This window comes from Paenibacillus sp. MT124, assembly GCF_058792755.1.
Genome location: NZ_CM179500.1, coordinates 6,440,960 through 6,461,246, shown reverse-complemented (window position 1 = coordinate 6,461,246; position 20,287 = coordinate 6,440,960). Strand labels below are relative to the sequence as shown.

Genomic DNA, 20,287 nt, shown 5'->3' with positions numbered 1-20,287 from the left:
GTGAAAACAAGATGAGCAAGGCCAATGATGTCATTGTAACTTCACAGAATTCACAGAAACTGGATAAAAGCCCCTCTAGCTTGAGTATCTTGTGGAGAGAGCTAGTGCGAGATAAGGTAGCGTTAATCTCTCTCATATTTTTGGGTCTGGTCATCCTACTCGTATATGGTACTTCCCTGATCCTGGATCAGGAGGAGATTGTTAAGGTGGATTTGTTTGCATTGTATGAGCCACCTTCCGCACAATACTGGCTTGGAACGGATTACGGTGGTCGCGATGTATTCGGCCAACTGGTTATTGGTACACGCAACTCGTTGACAATTGGTATTATCGTTACGCTAATGACTGGATTTATAGGTATCTTGGTCGGCCTTTTATCCGGTTACTTCGGTGGCATGATTGACAACCTGTTTATGCGTGTAGTTGATTTCTTCATGATCCTTCCGATGTTGATGATTGTTATCGCTTTTGTAACAGCAGTACCGAAATATAATATCGTTTCGTTCTCACTCATTATGACCGCCTTTTTATGGATGGGTATTGCCAGGTTGATCCGCTCCAAAGCATTGCAGGAACGAGAACTGGACTATGTAAAGGCATCAAAAACGTTGGGTTCTTCCCATCTCAAAATCATGCTTTCACAGGTTCTACCTAATCTGAGCTCCATCATCATCGTAACGATGACATTGAACCTCGCTGCCAATATTGGCCTTGAATCCGGGTTGTCTTTCTTGGGATTTGGATTCCCTGAAAGTACACCAAGTCTTGGAACACTCGTAAGTTATGCACGTAATCCGCAAACCCTGGAATCCAGATGGTGGATATGGCTACCTGCGTCAGTACTTATTCTGGTATTGATGTTGAGTATAAATAATGTCGGTCAAGCCCTTAAGCGTGCGACTGATGCAAGACAAAGAAGAGGTTAAAAAGGGAGGAAAGGTTCATGAAAAAGAGATTTTTTTCACGGGGACTATTTTTCACGATGATGTTAGTCTTCGTACTGGCGCTTGCGGCGTGCTCGGAGAAAGAGGCAGCAACACCAACGCCTTCTTCGAACACAGGGGAGACGAAGACAGAGGAGAAGCCTGCTAATGAAGAAGGCGTATACTCCATTGAGGACTTTAACAATGTTAAAACCAACGAAGGAACTGCGATTGAAGGTGGATCCATCACTTACGGACTCGTGTCCGACACAGCGTTTGAAGGAACACTAAACTATAACTTCTATTCAGGTAACCCTGATGCTGTAGTTCTCGGTTGGTTTGATGAAGGTTTGCTGACTTGGGATAAAGACTACGTATACACCAATGACGGTGCAGCAACGTATGAAACATCCGAAGATGGCAAAACGTTCACACTGACCATTCGTGATAATGTAAACTGGCATGACGGCAAGCCAGTAACTGCAGAAGATTTGCAATTTGCATTTGAAGTGATCGGTCACAAGGACTATGATGGTCCTCGTTATGATTCCAACTTCACAAGTGTAGTAGGTATGGATGAATACCACGCTGGTAAAGCAAAAACAATCTCGGGTATCAAAGTGTTGAGCGACAAAAAAATTAGCATTACGTATAAAGAATCTACACCGTCCCTGCTGACAGGTGGCGTATGGACATATCCGCTGGCTAAACATATCTTCGGAGATATGGATGTAGCGAAAATGTCCTCTTCCAAAGAAGTGCGTGAAACTCCAATCGGTTTTGGTCCATTTAAAGTGGAAACCATTACTCCAGGTGAGTCTGTAACCTACGTTAAGAATGAAGATTACTGGCGTGGAGCTCCAAAACTGGATAAAGTGACTCTGAAAGTTATCAACCCAACAACGGTTGTTCAAGAATTGAAATCTGGCGGGGTAGACCTCGTGGATGCATTCCCTACAGATCAATATAAAGACAATGCAGATATGTCCAATGTGGAATTCCTGGGTGCAATCGACCGTGCTTATACGTACATCGGTTTCAAACTGGGTACATGGGATGAAGCAAACGGAAAAGTTGTAACGAATCCTGATGCAAAAATGGCTGACAAAAACTTGCGTAAAGCGATGTGGATGGCTGTAGACAACGACCAAGTCGGTAAACGTTTCTACAACGGTCTGCGTTGGAACGCAACAACATTGATTCCGCCATCTCACCCTGAATTCCATGATTCCAACAATCCAGGTGTAGCCTATGATCCTGAAGCAGCAAAAGCTTTGCTTGATGAAGCTGGCTACAAATTGGACGGAGAATTCCGTACCAATCCAGATGGATCGCCACTTGAGATCAATTTCGTATCTATGACAGGTGGCGACACTGCTGAACCACTGGCACGTTATTATGTTCAATCCTGGGCAGCAATCGGTCTGAAAGTGAACCTGGAAATGGTTGAGTTTAACAGCTTCTATGACCGTGTAGGTAACACAGGTAAAGATGATCCAAACATCGATGTATATCAAGCAGCATGGGGCGTTGGTATTGACGTAGACCCAGCAGGCTTGTATGGTCGCGATGCACTGTATAACTTCTCCAGATTCTCAAGCGAGAAAAATGATGAATTGCTCGCAAAAGGTATCTCTGCTGAAGCATTCGATGTAGAGAAACGGAAAGAGATCTACAATGAATGGCAGCAGTACATGGTCGATGAAGTTCCAGTATTCCCGACATTGTACCGTGCTGTAGTAGCACCAGTTAACAAACGTGTGATGAACTACGCTATTGGTGATGGAACAGGTATCTACCTGAACGATCTGGCTGTTAACGCAGATAAACCAGTAGTGGCTGAGTAATTATGAATTTCTTATAAGTGCCTTGTTCTCAAGGAAAGGTTACTTTCGAATCTATATAGCAACCATAAGGATTGGGGTCCTTTGACGAAGTCGGTTGCTAGATCGGGTAAATGAATTCCTCTGGGTACGATAAAAAGGGTCAATTAAAACATGGATTCTATCACTCTGGCATGGGGTGAATAGAGTCCATGTTTTTTTGATGACAAAAAAATAAAAAAAATTTAACTTTTTTGCAAAAAAGTGCAGACCAAATGCCTCTTTCATTCGTCTATATCTATAAGAGGTGATTCACGGATGAAAAGATGGTGGAAACGGGCAGGAATGCTGCTGGCTCTGCTGGTCATTATATATGTGGGTGTTAAACCGGACATACTGATAGGCAAACCGGGAATCAAGGCGGAATCTGCGGTACTGATGGATTTGAGTACAGGCAAGATCTTGATGGATTATAACGGTTCAATAGAAATGGCCCCTGCGGGTATCAGCAAATTGATGACAGAGCTGCTCGTCATGGAAGCTGTTATGAATGGCGAGGTACGCTGGGATGATGCGGTTAATGTTAGCCTGTACGCCAGTTCGGTGGGGGGCACTCAGGTTGCACTTAAGCAAGGTGAGAAATTTACAGTACAGGAGCTTTTCCAGACGATGGCGGTGTATTCCGCTAATGATGCAGCTGTCGCGCTTGCAGAGCATATTGGTGGTACAGAGCAGTCATTTGTACAGATGATGAACGAGAAATCCTCAGAGATTGGCATGTCAATGGATACCGTCTTCAGGAACTCCACGGGACTAAGTGAGAAACAGCTGGGTCCTCATCGTCCTGATGTAATTCAGGGACAGACCGTCATGACAGCTACGGATGCATGCAAACTTGCACAATATCTGATTGAGAATTACCCCGAAGTACTCAAGATCTCCAGCCAAACTCAGGTATCCATGCACCAAAAAGGGATTTATATGAGTAACAAGAACTGGATGCTATCCTCCATTGGCGGACCTTATGCATACGATGGCAATGACGGATTGAAAACTGGCTATGATCCACTTACAGGCTACCACTTTGTAGGAACAGCAGAGCGCGATGGCAAAAGACTAATCTCGGTCGTATTCGGTACAGAAAGCCGTGAAAGCCGTTTTAACGAAACGCGCAAACTGCTCAATTATGGTTTCTCTGGCTCAAAGAATTAAATGTTGCCGTATTCCCCTAACTGTAAACTTATGGATTATCATGGTAAAATGATTTACGAATAATTCCAAATTATTCTGTAATTCACTTATAAGGGGGATTTAATATTGAATGCAATTAGCAAGAAGGTATATGCTGTAACGCTAACCATGGCCATGTCGATTGCTCTGATTCAGCCTGCAGTTCTGGCAGCCGAAGCAAGCAAGCCTACAGCAGCCGTTGCTGAAGCCATAACTTCGAAGGCAGCACAGACGCTCCAGCAACTGGGATACATAGATGGTACAACAGATGGAATGCAACAAACACAGACACCGATAACGCGTGCTCAAGCAGCAATTATCCTACAACGTGTACTAAAGCTCGATACACCTGCTTCTCTTACAGGCTTCGCAGATGTTCTGGCTCAAGATGAAGCTGCACCAGCCATCTATGCATTGAAGCAGAGTGGTCTCATTCAGGGACAAGCCAAAGGCTATGCACCGGATGCACCACTCACGCGGGCACAGATGGCCTCATTATTTACCCGTGCATTTGAATTGAAGGATAACGGAATTCAGGTCGTATACAGTGATATGAAACAGATTCCCGCAGTGCATGCCGAGGATGCGGTCCGCCTCAAGCAGCATTTTATCATTGAAGGCAGTGCGTTTAATGCTAAGGGTACAGTAACTCATGGTGAATTTGCTGAAGCATTGTATCTGGCACTAGGGCTTGATGTAGCAGCAGAGGGTCTTACACCATTAGAGGATTTCTTCAAGCAGCCTGCTCAGGCTGGATTCCAGATGTCACCGGACGGCAAACATATGGCGTATCTGGAACCGTGGAATAACCGTATGAATGTTGTAGTTAAGGAAAATGACGGTACAGGCAAGCCAATCCGGATTACAAGTGAAACCGATCGCAATATTGCTGCCTTTGTATGGGCTACCGATGACAAATTGCTCTATGTGAAGGATGAAGCCGGGGACGAGAATTATCATATTTATGTTACGGATATGGATGGGAAAAACAGCAAGGATCTTACCCCATACCCCAATACAAGAGCCATGTTGGTTGATCCGCTGGAGAGCATTCCAGATGAAATTTTGGTGGGCATGAACAAACGTGATCCTCGGATCTTCGATGTATACCGCATCAACATTAAGACAGGCGAAGCTGTGCTTGCTGCTGAGAATCCAGGTAATATCTCGGGCTGGTTAACAGATCACGAAGGTAAGATTCGTGTAGCCGTATCCAGTGATGGCAACGTATCCTCGTTAATGTATCGTGATTCGGAGGATAAACCGTTTGAGCCATTGCTAACCACAGAGCTGGGAGAGACGTTTGTTCCACTGATGTTCACCTATGACAACAAAAATATCTATGTTGCGTCCAACCTAGATCGGGATAAAACAGCTATCGTGGAATTTAGCCCGAGCACCAAGAAGGTAACTAGAACCATTTATGAAAACAAAGATGTGGATGTAACCAGCTTCGTACCTTCCAAAGAGAAGGGGACAATTCTTGCAGCAGTTTATGAGACAGACAAGGTAAACTATGAATTCTTCGATGACGAGTTCAAAAAATTAATGCAGGATCTTCAAGCCAAAGTGCCCGGCAAGGAAGTTAGCATTTCCAACATGAGCGAAGAAGGTCAGGTCCTGTTCGCCGCTTATAGTGACAAGTCGATGGGCACCTATTATTTCTACGACTCGAAGACAGGCAAGCTGGATAAACTGGCTGATGCTGCACCATGGATTGATGAGAGCAAAATGTCGGATATGAAACCTGTGACCTATACGTCACGTGATGGTTTAACCCTTCATGGCTATCTGACACTACCTAACGGGGCGGAAGCTTCCGAGCTACCACTCGTTGTTGTCCCACACGGCGGTCCATGGGCTCGTGACTCATGGGGATTCAGTCCGGAAATCCAGTTCCTTGCCAGCCGCGGGTATGCTGTACTGCAGGTGAACTTCCGTGGCTCCACCGGGTATGGCAAAGCGTTCCTGGATGCAGGAAACAAAGAGTGGGGCAAAGCGATGCAGAACGATCTTACGGATGGCGTAAACTGGCTGGTGAAAGAAGGGACAGTTGATCCAGAACGTGTAGCCATTTATGGAGGATCTTATGGAGGTTACGCAGCACTAGCCGGACTGGCATTCACGCCGGACGTGTATGCTGCCGGAATCAGCTATGTGGGACCTTCCAATCTGTTCACCCTGCTGGATTCCCTTCCACCCTATTGGGAGTCTGAGCGGAACATGTTCTATGAGCGCATGGGTGATCCGGTGAAAGACAAGGAGCTGCTGACCGCAGCCTCACCATTATTCCATATCGATCAGATGAAGGCGCCGTTATTTGTCGTACAGGGTGCGAATGATCCGCGGGTTAAACAGGCAGAGTCTGATCAGATCGTGGAAGCACTGCGCGAACGTGGTGTGGATGTACCTTACATGTTAAAAGCAAATGAAGGTCATGGCTTCGCTAATGTTGAGAATCAGCTTGATCTGTATCGGGCCATTGAGAAATTCCTCAATCGTCACCTGATGCAGGAATAGTGTACATCCAAGTTGTTCGTTTCGCTAAATTAAGCAGCCATAGGTAATTTTCATAAGGCAGCGAGCTGTCCCTCAGGTTAGATTCAAACACAATCTGGGGGCAGCTTTTTTCATTGAAATCATTGCTAATAACCAGTGTAAATCCATATTAATGAATTGACATATGAAATCCTTTTGTTTTAAAATGACCAGTGAGTCATTAATGTTCTATTTTGTTTAATATATATGTAACATCCCGGCATATGCTGGGCAATTGTGATCTGATCGGGGAGGTAAGAAGAGATGCAAAAACAAATGAAATGGCCGCTCATTTTATTTGCGATAGGGGTATTCATGGCTGCACTCGATAATGGTATTATCACGTCATCGCTGACGACGCTAAATGCTTCATTTGGAGTATCTCCGACGTGGGGAGCATGGACAATTACTCTCTATACGCTTGGTCTTGCGGTGAGTGTACCGATTGCAGGGAAGCTGTCGGACCGTTATGGCCGCAAAAAGCTGTTTTTAATTGAAGTCGCGTTGTTCGGCATAGGTTCATTGCTTGTCGCAATGAGTCCATCATTTACCTTCTTCCTGGTTGCGCGTGTCATCCAGGCGCTGGGTGGTGGCGGAATCTTTATCATTGCCAGCTCGTATGTGCTGAGCAAGTTTCCTGCTGAACGTCAGGGTACAGCCTTAGGCTTGCTTGGAGGCATGAATGGTGTTGCTGCGATTCTGGGACCGAACATTGGTGCTTTTATTTTGGATATTACGGGAAACTGGCACTGGTTATTCCTCATTAATGTACCGATCGCCATTCTCTTATTTATCGCGGGCATTCGATTCATCCATGAAGAACAGGAGCTAAACCGTGCTGCTGTGGACTGGAGTGGTATTGCCGTTCTCACACTCGGGGTACTGAGTTTGATGTACAGCTTCAGTAATCTGGACGGTGTCGATATGCTGCAGAGCCTCGGTTCTCCGATGTTCTATGGTTTCTTCCTGGCAGGTGTGATTATTCTGGTGCTCTTTTACTTCTTGGAAAAAAGGCTGGAAGGCTCACAACGTGAACCTGTCGTATCGACTCAGCTTCTTGGCATTGCTTCCTTTCGGTGGACGCTGCTGATTGCCTTTTTCTCGGGAGCTATTCTGGCATCCGTGATCTTCATTCCAGGCTTCGTGGAGCAATATCTGGGTGTATCCAGTACGGCTTCAGGTTATTGGTTTACCCCGCTTGCCTTGGCATCAGGAATTGGTGCAGGTGGTGGTGGTTATCTGGTTGACCGCAAAGGACCGATCTGGACCTTATCTGTCGCCGGTTTGCTGTCTGCCATTGGATTCTTGCTATTCCCGCTATGGGTAGAGCATATCTGGCAGTTTGTGATTGCGAGTGTACTCGTGGGAATTGGTTTCGGTATGATGCTGGGGGCGCCGGTAAACGTGCTCGTCACCGAACAGGCTGGTGAGAACAACAAGGGGATTGCCGTGGCAACCAGTTCCTTATTCCGCCAGATGGCGATGGCCATTGCGCCTACCATCTTTGCAGGATTTCTCGCCCGTTCGTTCTCCAATTTGGGTTCCAATATTCAGACAGGCCTTGCGGATCAGGGAATCCAGGTTCCTCCAGAAGTGCTTCAACAATATGCCTCAGGAGCAGGCGGAGCATCGGGAAGTGATGTCGCGAGTCTGACAGAAGGATTGTCCCAAATTCCAGACCCGGGTATTCGGGATGTGCTGCTCCAAGCCGTTCATCAAACGACTGGTCAAGGCTACAACGGGCTGTTCTGGTCAGCTGTTATCTTCAGTGTACTGACCCTGGCAGCTGCCCTGATTACTGGACGTTTGCGTACACGAGAGAAAAACAAACGTGTGAATACAGTATCCACCAATTGATTTTATAGAAAAGATATAAGTATAATTTGAAGAGAACAGCCTTACCTTTGAACGAGCCAAAAAGGAAGTGCTGTTCTTTTCAATTTAACCGTATTGTAACTTTTCGCCCTGTAGCAATGTTTAAAATAGAACGAGCGTGAGCGTTGTTCCTGTCCGAGATAGAGAAAAGTTCAGAGAGCACCGTGTCATAAGCAGTTTCAGACGTTTAATGATATGTAGTATCGAATTTCATTTTGACAGTGAAGAAGGAATCGATGAATGAAAAGCAGAACTAAAGAAAAGAAGAAGAAAAGAAGAAAAGGCATATATATTACTCTCGTGTCGCTCGTTGTTTTGTTAATTGGCGGATATTTGTTTCGCCAGCAGCTCGCTGTAGCTGCATTTGACCTGTTCCTGGCAGGCTCTGTAGAGGGCCAATTGTCCAAATCGTATGTTCCGCAGGAGGGCAATAAAACGCCTGATCCAACCGTCTATCGCAAAGAGCCGTTTTCGGTGCTGCTGCTTGGTTCTGACAAACGTGCTTACGAGAAAACGCGTGGTCGCTCGGATACGGTCATTTATGCCGTCGTCAGACCGAAGGAATCGCGTGTATTGCTCGTATCCATTCCCCGTGATACTTATGTACAGATTGTTGGACGTGATGCCAACAAGGATGGCGTAGATGATTACGACAAGCTTGCGCATGCCTACGCTTTCGGAGGGGAGAATATGTCCATCAATACGGTGGAGAAGTTTCTGGATGCGGATGTAGGCTACTATGCGACGATCAATTTTGACGGAATCAAAAAGGTCGTGGATGCGCTTGGTGGGGTGAAGCTGCCGATTGAAGAGGATATCGTGAACAAGGATCCGAATCACGTGCAATTCACGATTGAAGGCGGCAAGCCGATCTATGATGGTCAGGAAGCCCTGTATTATGTAAGATACCGCGAGGATAGTGATTTTAATCGTACCAAGCGGCAGCAGATTTTCCTGAACGCCATGGCAAACGAAATGCTGAGTTTGAATCAGATTACGAAAATCCCGGAATTGATTCAGATTATGGGAGAGAACTTCCAGACAGACATGCAGCCATCATTTATTACTGATCTGGCCAAACAGGTCATGACCCAGGATAAACCGCAAATCTCGAGCTTCACCATTCTCGGCGAAGGGATGCGCAAAGACGGTATCTATTATGGTCAGGCGGATGAGAAGGATGTCCAATATGCCAAAGAGCTGATTAACAACTGGATGGATGAATCGACCCCAGCCGGTGAAGTCATGGTTCCAGACCGGCAAGCGATCGACTAATGAATTCCATACAGACCTTGTTTATGACTACAATCAGCAGTACGTTAATGAGCGGGCTGCTGATTTTTTTCATTGGAGGGCGATTTCAACCTTTTGGAACATCTTGCGTTTTGATCCGTATAATATAAGTTGAGGCGTAACTTGAAGTAGAAATACAAGGAGGATACGTAAGGGTATGAACATCGCATTTTTTTTGCTGCCTAAGCAAGAGGTTACCTGTGTAACGTCGGATTCTACTCTGCGGCAAACGTTGGAACGAATGGAATATCACCGGTTTACGGCGGTACCCATTTTGAATAAGGAAGGCAAATATATAGGCACGGTCACTGAAGGTGATCTATTATGGTATATGAAAAACGCTGAGGGAAAGATTACATTTGAAAACGCTTCAAAATTTCTGCTCAAAGATGTACCTCTTCGCCTCGATATTAAGCCAGTATCTATTGATGCCAATATGGAAGACCTGATCAATCTGGCCAAGGTACAGAACTTTGTGCCTGTAGTCGACGATATGGAACGTTTTATTGGTATTGTGCGGCGCAGTCAGATCATTGAATACTGTGAAGGCATTGTCGCCAAAGAGTCCATGAAAGCCAAGTAAGAAATCATTAAATGAATTAAGCTTCAGTGAACGCGGATAATCAGAGCCTCTCAGTATCATGTTAAGCATTAGGAAGCATAAGAAGCGCGGGATTTTCCTGCCATGGGGGATGATTTTGTGGACCCCCTTTTTATGCTATAATGGAGAATAAAGCTTTTTCGGGGAGAGTGACTTTCGCCAATATGCCTAAAGAACTGGATGTAGCCAAACGCGCTAAAGTGATTGAATGGCTGAAAACCGAAGTACTTGACCAGGTATCCCGATTGTTTAAAGCGTTATGGGAAGGCAGTACCTCCCGCATCGGGGACAGTCTCGCCAGTCTGATGATGAGTAGTTACATATTGGGCCGCAGGCTCGGTATTCCTTTCAAGGATCTGGATGCATTGTTAATTGAGAAGTTGAGAAAGCACAAATCGGAAGGTCACCAGCTTGAAGACTGGTACCAGGATATATCCGCGCTAGAAGATCATATGCGTAAGAGGTGAATTTGTTGAAATTTAGCTTGAAGTCAGCCGTCTGGAGCGCAGTATACCTGCTCTTGCTGCTTTCGCTGTTAACTCCTTTATCGGTTCTCGCCATATTTTTCATGATGGTACCCGGAGTTATTTTGTATGCTTCCTTATCTGTAAAATCATTTATATGGCACCTTGTTCCGGTAGCGGTCATATTAGTCCTGTTTCATCCGATCTATTTATTACTACTGCTGCTGTTCACCCTGCCTGCGATCATTATGGGTAATGCCTATAAGAAAAGGAAATCGGCCTTGTTCGCATTATTGGCGGGAACCGGAGCCATGCTGGCAGAATACCTGCTGCTCTTGCTGATTGGAAGTGTCATCTTCCAATTCGATCTGTCGAGTTATATTGATGATGTGGTGAGACTTACAATTGAACCACTAACGAATACGTCTAATCAAATGGTAAATGGCTTTGCGTGGACACCTGAAATGACTCAGGATGTCGCAAGGCAGACACAACTCATGATTCCGTTCGCTTTGGTTGTGACATCCATGGTGATGTCGCTTATCACACACGTGATTGCTCGTCCTATTCTGAATGTGATGGGTGTATCCGTATCGAAGCTGCCACCAGCGCGCGAATGGCGTATGCCTCGTGCTCTGATCTGGTATTACTTCCTGGCACTGCTCTTCGAGGTCATCTCCAGACAGAGCGATGGGACATACTGGACCATGATTGCGATGAACTTGTCGCCTTTGATTAATCTGGGCTTCATGATTCAAGCCATCGGTTTCTTCTTCTTCCTGGCACATGCGAAGAAGTGGAATCCGGTTATACCGTATTTGCTGGCGGTTGCGGTCTTCTTCATTGGGCCGCTTCGGATTATCGGGATTATCGATCTGGCGTTCCCGCTTCGCGAGGCAATATCGAGACCAAAACGTTAGGGTGATGAGTCATGCCTAAATTTCTGAAGAAACGCTGGCACGGCTACTATACCGTATGGGCGTTCATACTGCTGCTTCTGCTTGTTATGTTCGTGACCATCTATAACTGGGCGCTTGGTTTGATTAGTCTGATACTGGCTTCAGCGCTGGGAATCGTCATGATTAAGGCGGAGATGGCGTTCCGCCGCGAGCTTAACGACTACATTAACGGCCTGTCTATTCGCATCAAACGAATGGAGGGCGAAGCAATCAGCATGCTCCCATTCGGGATCGTGCTGTACAGCGAGGATCGTACGGTAGAGTGGCACAACCGTTTCGTTGGGGAGATGTTTCAGGAAAAGACGATGGTGGGCAATCCACTGCTTAACCTTTTCCCGAAGCTGCCTCAGCCGAAAGAAAAAAAGGATGGAACCAAAGAACCGGCCAAGGAACTTCATGATGAGTTCCAGTTGGATGACCGGTTCTATGGCGTTATTCACAATCCGCAGGAGCGGTATGTATATGTTTACGAGATTACGGAGCTTGCCATACTGCGCGATAAATATGAGAATGAACGCATTGCACTGGGGATTCTGGTATTGGATAACCTGGATGAGGCAGCACAGGGAATGGACGATCAGCAGCGTACTGCGCTTATTGCGCGGGTAACAAGCGAGATTACATCCTGGGCAAAGAGATATGAAGTTTACTTACGCCGTCTCTCTTCTGACCGCTATCTGATGATGCTGAATCATAAATCGCTGCAGGAGCTCGAACAGAGCCGTTTCGTCATTCTGGATGAAGTGCGAGAGATGACGGCGGATCTTAAAGTTCCGATGACACTCAGTATTGGACTCGCATTTGGATCGGATACGATCAGTGAGATGGGTGAACTGGCACAGTCCAGTTTGGATATGGCGCTTGGACGCGGCGGGGATCAGGCTGCTGTGAAGTCCGGACAACGCCTATCCTTCTACGGCGGGAAATCCAATGCTGTGGAGAAACGTACACGGGTCAGAGCCCGGGTAATTGCCCATGCCTTGCGTGATTTGATGCAGGAGAGCGATCGAGTGCTGATCATGGGTCACAAGATGCCCGACATGGATGCAATCGGAGCTTCAATCGGCGTGTGGAAGGCAGCAAGCTTATACAATGTAGAAGCAAGAATCGTCCTGGATGGAATCAACCCGTCCATCGAACGATTAATGGAGCAGGTGAACAAGGATGAGAAATTGTCCAAAGCCTTCGTCTCACCTGAACAAGCGACACAAATGATGACGGAGCATACGTTGCTCGTGGTGGTGGATACCCATAAGGCATCGATGACGATGGAACCGAAGCTTGTGCAATCGGCCAATCGCGTCGTGGTGGTGGATCACCACCGCCGCGGAGAGGAATTTATTAACGATGCGGTATTAATCTATCTGGAGCCATATGCTTCTTCGGCTGCGGAGCTTGTGACTGAGCTCCTGCAATATATTCATGACAAGGTACAATTCACTCCGCTTGAAGCAACGGCCCTGCTGGCCGGGATTACGCTGGATACAAAGCATTTTGCACTGCATACAGGCTCGAGGACATTCGAAGCCGCAGGTTTCCTGCGCCGCAGTGGTGCAGACACCATTATGATCCAGCGTCTCATGAAAGAGGATTTGTCAGAATATATTGCTAAGGCAGAAATCATAAAGCATGCTAAAATGGTATACGGGAATATTGCGCTGGCGGTCACGGATCCTGGCAGCAAGATTTCACAGATGATGATTGCCCAGGTGGCAGACACATTGCTGAATATGACAGATGTGGTCGCTTCATTTGTTATTAGTGAGCGTCCGGATGGACTGATTGGCATCAGTGCAAGGTCACTGGGCCGCATGAATGTTCAGGTCGTCATGGAAAGACTTGGCGGTGGCGGACATTTGACGAATGCTGCCGTGCAATTGGAAGGAACGCTTGGAGAGGCAGAAAAACGGCTGATGAACGTACTGGCTGAAATCGAAAAGGAAGAGGGGCTGTTCGAATGAAAGTCATTTTTATAAAAGATGTAAAAGGTCAAGGGAAAAAAGGACAAGTGAAGGAAGTATCCGAGGGATACGCACAGAATTTCCTTCTGCCACGGGGAATGGCACGCTTGGCAACAGACGGTAACATGAAGACGCTGGATAACCAGAATGCAGCGGAGGAAAGACGCAAGCAGGAAGAGAAGGCTGAAGCGGAAGTCCTCGGCAAAAAGCTGGAAGCAGAAGTAACTGAGCTGAAAGCAAAATCCGGCGAAGGTGGCCGATTGTTCGGTGCAATTACAAGCAAACAAATCGCTGAAGCTCTGGCTGCAAAAGGTCTGAAAGTCGACAAACGCAAAATTGAGCTGGACGAGCCTATTCGCACACTCGGCGTAACACAAGTAACCGTCAAGGTTCACCCTGAAGTGAAAGCTACCTTGAAGGTACAGGTAACGGAGGAGTAAGATGGGCGGCGAAATGTTATTCGACCGGATTCCCCCACAGAACCTGGAAGCCGAACAGGCTGTGCTGGGTGCAATCCTGTTGCAGGGCGAGGCCCTGATTACAGCGATGGAACGGGTGCAAACCGAGGATTTCTATGATAAGCCCCATCAATTGATATTTGAAGCGATGATCCAGCTTGGAGAGGAAAATCAACCGATTGACCTTGTCACGCTGACTTCGCGTCTAAAGGATAAAGGCGAGCTGGAGGACATTGGCGGCGTTAGCTATCTAGCAAAGCTGGCTCATGGTGTGCCTACAGCTGCCAACGTGGATTACTACGCACAGATTATTGAAGAAAAATCAATGCTGCGGCGCTTGATTCGTACAGCTACACAGATTGTTAGTGAAGGCTATACGGGCGGTGAAGACGTTGCTGCGATGCTCGGTGAAGCAGAGCGGCGCATTTTGGAGATTTCCAACCGACGTTCCAGCAGCGGTTTTATCGCCATTCAGGATGTACTGATGGAAGTGTTCGACAAAGTCGAGACGCTGCATCAGAACCGGGGAACCACAACGGGCATTCCGTCCGGATTTATCGATCTCGACAAGATGACTGCCGGATTCCAGCGTAGTGACTTGATTATTGTAGCTGCGCGTCCTTCGGTTGGTAAGACAGCCTTTGCCTTGAATATTGCTCAGAATGTTGGCATTCGGGCGCAAGAGACGGTAGCCATCTTCAGTCTGGAGATGTCAGCCGCGCAGCTGGTACAGCGTATGATCTGTGCGGAAGCCAATCTAGATGCAGGGGTTCTTCGTACTGGTGAATTCAAAGGTGATGAGGACTGGCAAAAGCTGACGATGGGGATCGCTGCATTAAACGAAGCAGAGATCTATATCGATGATACACCAGGGATTACGGTAGCCGATATTCGTGCCAAATGCCGTCGTCTCAAAAAAGAAAAAGGTCTTGGCATGATTCTGATCGACTACCTCCAGCTGATCAGCGGCCGTGGTAAAGCGGGCGAGAACCGTCAGCAGGAAGTATCAGAGATCTCGCGTACACTGAAACAGATTGGCCGGGAACTTGAGGTTCCGGTTATTGCCTTGTCCCAGCTGAGCCGGGGTGTAGAGCAGCGTCAGGATAAACGTCCGATGATGAGTGACTTGCGGGAATCGGGTTCGATCGAGCAAGATGCCGATATCGTAGCCTTCCTGTACCGGGATGACTACTATAACCAGGAGACCGAGAAGAAAAATATTATCGAGATTATTATCGCCAAGCAGCGTAATGGTCCGGTAGGTACGGTTGAGCTGGTGTTCCTCAAAAACTTCAATAAGTTCGTTAACTATGAACGGGCACATAATGATGCCTTTGCGATGTAGATGATAGTTACGTTATATTTTGCTAGATAATAGAGAAGATTCTGTGCTCATCAACTACTAGTTAATATGGACTTATAAATAGATTCCTAATACGATATGTAGAGCCTTAATTCTATCGTGCAATTAAACCGGGGTTAGCCGTCAAGCTAGTTTTAACAGGCTGCCCCGGTTTTTTGCGTGGAAATATGGGGTTAATTCCGAACATTAAACTAGTGCATTTACCAATTGTTCGCCATTTCATTTGACTTTGAAATAGGGGACTGGTACACTAGAATTGCTGCGTTAAAGCAGCGAAAACCTTCCTTGATATGTAACACGAGGGGGATTTTCACTGTCCGTTAGCACGCTTCTCCGCCGGTATTTTCACTTCGAATTCCTGCCGAGATAGAGGACGGACAGACCAATACAAAGGTGCGCAAGGCACCCACGGAGGTATGTACGATGTCAACGGTAGTTGTAGTGGGAACGCAATGGGGAGACGAAGGTAAAGGTAAGATTACGGATTATTTGGCTGAAAGCGCAGACGTGGTCGCTCGTTACCAAGGTGGTAACAACGCAGGACATACGATTCTGATCGACAACAAAAAATATAAACTGACGATGATTCCATCGGGCATTTTCTACACGGATAAAGCTTGTGTCATTGGTAACGGCATGGTTATCAACCCGAAGGCACTTATTGAAGAAATTAACTATATTCATGATAATGATTTTACGACTAAAAACCTGTTCATCAGTGAACGCGCACATATCATCTTGCCATACCACATGGTTCTGGATGCACTGGAAGAAGAGAGCAAAGGTCCAAACAAGATTGGTACAACTGGTAAAGGGATTGGTCCAGCTTACATGGATAAATCAGCTCGGATCGGTATTCGGATGGTTGACCTGCTTGATGCGGAAGAGTTCGAATTGAAACTGCGTCATCTGGTAAAAGAGAAGAACCGTGTGATCGAGCAAGTCTATGGCGGTGAGCCAGTAGATGTAGAAGAAATTCTGAAAGATTATCTGGGATATGCAGAAATCCTGCGTCCATACGTGCGTGATACATCCGTTGTACTCAACGATTCCATTGATGAGAACAAAAAAGTATTGTTTGAAGGTGCACAAGGTGTGATGTTGGACCTTGACCAAGGAACGTATCCTTATGTAACTTCATCCAACCCTTCTGCAGGCGGTGTATGTATCGGTTCCGGCGTTGGTCCTGCTCGCATTCAGCAAGTCATCGGAGTAGCTAAAGCCTACACCACACGTGTAGGAGATGGACCGTTCCCTACGGAGCTGCATGATGCAGTTGGTGATCAGATCCGTGAGACTGGACATGAGTATGGTACCGTAACTGGACGTCCGCGTCGTGTGGGCTGGTTCGACAGTGTAGTCGTGCGTCACGCTCGTCGTGTCAGCGGCATTACAGGACTGTCCCTGAACTCTCTGGATGTGATGACAGGTCTTGAAACGGTGAAAATCTGCACAGGATACAAATACCGTGGAGAGATCATCACACACTACCCAGCCAGTCTGAAAATGCTGGCTGAATGTGAAGCGGTATACGAAGAGATGCCAGGATGGAGCGAAGATATCACTGGAGCGAAGATACTCGAAGATCTGCCTGTGAACACACAGAACTATGTGAAACGTGTTTCCGAGCTGACAGGGATTCCAATCGCGATCTTCTCCGTAGGTCGTAACCGTGAGCAAACGAATCAAGTTCTTCCAATCTACGTATAATTAAGTTGAATCATAGTCCCCAGTTGTCGCCCCATAAGCGATGACTGGGGTTTTTCGCATATCTCCTGATATAATCCCGAGATTTCCGTCAATACTGAATAACAGTAGAATCACAGACCTGATGTGCTGATTGCCACAGACAGGTTGGATAATCGGAGGAGGAGAACAGGGATGAAGTTGCTTCAATGGTTTGCCAAAATCGTACTTACCGTCATGCTGGTTAGTTCATTGACCTTACTGACAACCGGATTAATTGTACAGTCGTATGTGAAATCGCTGCTGGCGAGTTTTAATATTGAGTGGGAAGGTCAACCGCTGGGGTTAACATCCATGTTCCAGGGTGCACTCGGTGGTAAGGCGAGCGAGGAGAACAAACCGGGAGCAGGAACAACGGATCAGCCGACTGGTGCTGAAGAGGAACAAGTTCCAGAGGACGCCATATCGGTCATGGGGAATGGAACAGACCAATCTGAGACAACCGCTGACAATGGTTCTGGCAATACAGGGAGTGGGTCAGATAAAACCGACCAGACGGCTTCAAACGGTGGAGGCGAGAGCAGCAACGGTGACACTGGCAGCATAGACACAGACCCCAATAAGGCTCCAGAAGGTGCTGCGGGAAGTGGAAACGGGACAGCAGCTGGCAATGGTACGGCTGGAACCTCTGGTCATTCTGCTGGCTCAGGTAATGATGATATTGTAGTATCACCAGATGATATTACGGGAACCAAGGACAAGCTGCCTCTGGAGGAAAAAGAAAAGATCTTCAGTCTGCTCATGGCAAAGCTTCCCCAAAATGAAATGCAGCAAATCTCGGGCGCGATGGAAGATGGCCTGACTGAACAGGAATTACGTGACATTGAACAGGTGATATCGAAATATCTGACGAGTGAGGAATACGATAATCTTATGGAAGTGCTTCAGGCTGAATAAGTAATAGATTACAAATACGCATGATGTGCAGGCATTTGTATGCAGCTTGACGTATTTATAGATTCAGGAAAGGAATTCACACTTCAAGGCCTGAGAGCAAGCGAGAAATATAGTAGGATAGCATATTCAATTCATACAACCATCCCTTGTCTGAGAACATCAGGCGAGGGATTTTTTAATTGTGCTTTTATGAAAATAATTTTGCATTATTGTGGGTCTTAGAACCTAGTCTTAACACTAGACCGAAACTACATAGTATACCTGAACCTGAGGCATAATGGGTAAGAATATTCGCCTGCCATGTTATGGGTAATACAGGAAAACCAAGCGGGGCGCGGCTTTGGGCTGTGACACATAGAGTTGAAATGAGTGTAAAACCTGTGTTAAAGTATACGGGTGTGATTAAAGGTTAAAATTTTGACACTTTTATGAGCGCAGCTAAAGTCCTGATTTGCGGACACCCAGAACCAAATATCGACAGACTTGAGACAGACACGGATGGGTGTGTCTTGACAGAAATGCGAACTGAGAAGTGCTGAAAAGGAGAGAATCATGAAAGGTTTCAGAGGCATACGCCAACCGGGCAAAAACCGGGTACACGAACAATCCGGAGAACACCGGACGGCCGAAGACAAAAACAACATGAGCATGTCCAACTTCAGTGTAAATAAAAAGCGCGTTCTGGCCTCGCGTAAATGGATCATTACAGCAGCATGCGGAGTGTTCATCGCTGCATCGGTTGGATTCGCAGGCAAGCAATACGTTGCTGCGAACACCGTTCCATATTACAAGGTCATGGTAAAAGGGAATGAGATTGGCAGCATTGCGGATGAAGCGCAATTACAGAAACTTTTTGCAGACAAAACCGAGGAATACCAAAATAAATATCCTGACGCGGAAATGGTGCTGAACACAGATGGCATCACGACCGAAACGGTAAAAGCGTACAAACCTGAAGTGAACAGCGAAGAAACGCTGGACAAGCTGGATGATATGCTGACAGCATATGCCAAAGGCGTGGAACTCAAAGTGGATGGCGAAGTAATCGGCATTGTGAAGGATCAGGCAACAGCTGATGCCATTCTGGAACAAGTGCAGAGCAAATACATATCGGCATCGGCTGTGCGTAGTTCGCTCAAGACGAAGTCGGTATCGGCTAACTCGTCAAGCAAAGCGGAAGGGCCAAGTACAACGCTGAAGTCCGTGGACATCAAGGAAGATGTGGCGACAGAGTCAGTGAAGGCAGATCCGAATAAAATATGGGACGTGTCCGAGGCGGTTAAAGCGTTAACCGTTGGTAAAGACGCGCCTGTAACCTACGTGGTGCGTGAAGGAGATACGATCTCTTCCATCGCGGCCAAATATGAGATTACGCAAAGCGAGATTCGCAAGAATAATCCAGGCATCAAGGAAACGTCACTGCAGATCGGGGACGAGCTTACGCTGACGGTGCCTAAACCGGCAGTTACGGTGAAGTCGGTTGAGCAGGTCGTGGAGCAAATTGAGATCAAACCACAGGTTGAAGTACGCAAAAGTGCTGAGCTAAAAGCCGGCACAACCAAAGTGGTACGTCCTGGACAAAGCGGATTAAAAAGCATGCAGTACCGTGTAACCAAGGAAAATGGAGAGGTCATCAAGGAAGAATGGCTGGGCCAGGAAGTCATCAAGGCAGCTGTTACTGAAGTGGTGCTGAGTGGAACGAAAGTGGTTGGTGAGGGTACAGGTGAATTCGCTTGGCCTGTATCAAACGCAACGATGAGCAGCAGCTTCGGACAACGCTGGGGTCGTCAGCATAAAGGTGTCGATCTGGTAGGTAACCGGGATGTGAAATCGGCCGATGAAGGCGTGGTTACTTTTGCAGGACAGAAGAGCGGGTATGGCAATGTCATTATCATTAACCATCGTAACGGATATGAAACACTGTATGGCCACCTGGACAGCATTGGCGTAAAGGTTGGACAAGTGATTGAAAAAGGTGAGAGCATCGGCGTTATGGGCAACACGGGTCGTTCGACCGGAACACATCTGCATTTCGAAATCATCAAGAACGGAACGCCGGAGAACCCGATGACTTACCTCAATTAAATATTAAGTAATCAGAAGCAAGGTTGGCTTAAATGCCGGCCTTGTTTTTTCATGCTGTAAAATATTTTCAA

Annotated in this window: 15 protein-coding genes; all 15 read left to right on the top strand. The window is 46.7% G+C overall.

The window, feature by feature from the left end:
* Positions 1 to 11: 11 nt before the first annotated feature.
* Positions 12 to 926 carry an ABC transporter permease gene (locus AC3RCI_RS29165; RefSeq protein WP_127537605.1) on the top strand — a complete coding sequence of 305 codons (915 nt, stop codon included), beginning with the start codon at positions 12 to 14 and terminating at the stop codon, positions 924 to 926.
* Positions 927 to 943: 17 nt separating this feature from the next.
* Positions 944 to 2,770 carry an oligopeptide ABC transporter substrate-binding protein gene (locus tag AC3RCI_RS29160; protein WP_492527255.1) on the top strand — a complete coding sequence of 609 codons (1,827 nt, stop codon included), beginning with the start codon at positions 944 to 946 and terminating at the stop codon, positions 2,768 to 2,770.
* A 294-nt stretch (positions 2,771 to 3,064) separates the two neighbouring features.
* Positions 3,065 to 3,958 carry a D-alanyl-D-alanine carboxypeptidase family protein gene (locus tag AC3RCI_RS29155; RefSeq protein WP_492527254.1) on the top strand — a complete coding sequence of 298 codons (894 nt, stop codon included), beginning with the start codon at positions 3,065 to 3,067 and terminating at the stop codon, positions 3,956 to 3,958.
* 105 nt (positions 3,959 to 4,063) lie between these two features.
* Positions 4,064 to 6,496 (top strand): S9 family peptidase, encoded by a 2,433-nt coding sequence (locus AC3RCI_RS29150; protein WP_492527253.1) that lies wholly within the window; start codon positions 4,064 to 4,066, stop codon positions 6,494 to 6,496.
* 282 nt (positions 6,497 to 6,778) lie between these two features.
* A complete protein-coding gene (locus AC3RCI_RS29145; RefSeq protein ID WP_492527252.1) occupies positions 6,779 to 8,371 on the top strand; it encodes an MFS transporter in 1,593 nt (530 codons plus the stop codon).
* Between the two features lie 258 nt (positions 8,372 to 8,629).
* Entirely contained in the window at positions 8,630 to 9,664 is a 1,035-nt protein-coding gene (locus AC3RCI_RS29140) for an LCP family protein (RefSeq protein WP_127537600.1), read from the top strand.
* A 175-nt stretch (positions 9,665 to 9,839) separates the two neighbouring features.
* A complete protein-coding gene (locus AC3RCI_RS29135) occupies positions 9,840 to 10,265 on the top strand; it encodes a CBS domain-containing protein (RefSeq protein ID WP_127537599.1) in 426 nt (141 codons plus the stop codon).
* A gap of 182 nt (positions 10,266 to 10,447) precedes the next feature.
* Complete coding sequence (locus tag AC3RCI_RS29130) at positions 10,448 to 10,750, top strand: MazG-like family protein (protein WP_095290575.1); 303 nt, start codon at positions 10,448 to 10,450, stop codon at positions 10,748 to 10,750.
* A gap of 5 nt (positions 10,751 to 10,755) precedes the next feature.
* Entirely contained in the window at positions 10,756 to 11,667 is a 912-nt protein-coding gene (locus AC3RCI_RS29125) for a DUF2232 domain-containing protein (protein WP_127537598.1), read from the top strand.
* 11 nt (positions 11,668 to 11,678) lie between these two features.
* Positions 11,679 to 13,667: a DHH family phosphoesterase gene (locus AC3RCI_RS29120; protein ID WP_127537597.1), complete on the top strand. Its 1,989-nt coding sequence runs from the start codon at positions 11,679 to 11,681 to the stop codon at positions 13,665 to 13,667.
* Entirely contained in the window at positions 13,664 to 14,107 is a 444-nt protein-coding gene (gene rplI / locus AC3RCI_RS29115; protein WP_095290578.1) for a 50S ribosomal protein L9, read from the top strand. The genes AC3RCI_RS29120 and rplI overlap by 4 nt, the downstream gene beginning before the upstream one ends.
* A 1-nt stretch (position 14,108) precedes the next feature.
* Positions 14,109 to 15,470 carry a replicative DNA helicase gene (gene dnaB, locus AC3RCI_RS29110; protein ID WP_095290580.1) on the top strand — a complete coding sequence of 454 codons (1,362 nt, stop codon included), beginning with the start codon at positions 14,109 to 14,111 and terminating at the stop codon, positions 15,468 to 15,470.
* A gap of 441 nt (positions 15,471 to 15,911) precedes the next feature.
* The gene (locus tag AC3RCI_RS29105) at positions 15,912 to 17,198 is read left to right on the top strand and encodes an adenylosuccinate synthase (RefSeq protein ID WP_492527251.1); all 1,287 of its coding nucleotides are present in this window, start codon (positions 15,912 to 15,914) and stop codon (positions 17,196 to 17,198) included.
* Between the two features lie 171 nt (positions 17,199 to 17,369).
* Positions 17,370 to 18,131, top strand: a complete 762-nt coding sequence (locus AC3RCI_RS29100; RefSeq protein ID WP_492527250.1) for a hypothetical protein — start codon at positions 17,370 to 17,372, stop codon at positions 18,129 to 18,131.
* Positions 18,132 to 18,683: 552 nt separating this feature from the next.
* Positions 18,684 to 20,216, top strand: coding sequence for a peptidoglycan DD-metalloendopeptidase family protein (locus AC3RCI_RS29095; protein WP_154894422.1), 1,533 nt, complete (start codon positions 18,684 to 18,686; stop codon positions 20,214 to 20,216).
* Positions 20,217 to 20,287: the final 71 nt, after the last annotated feature.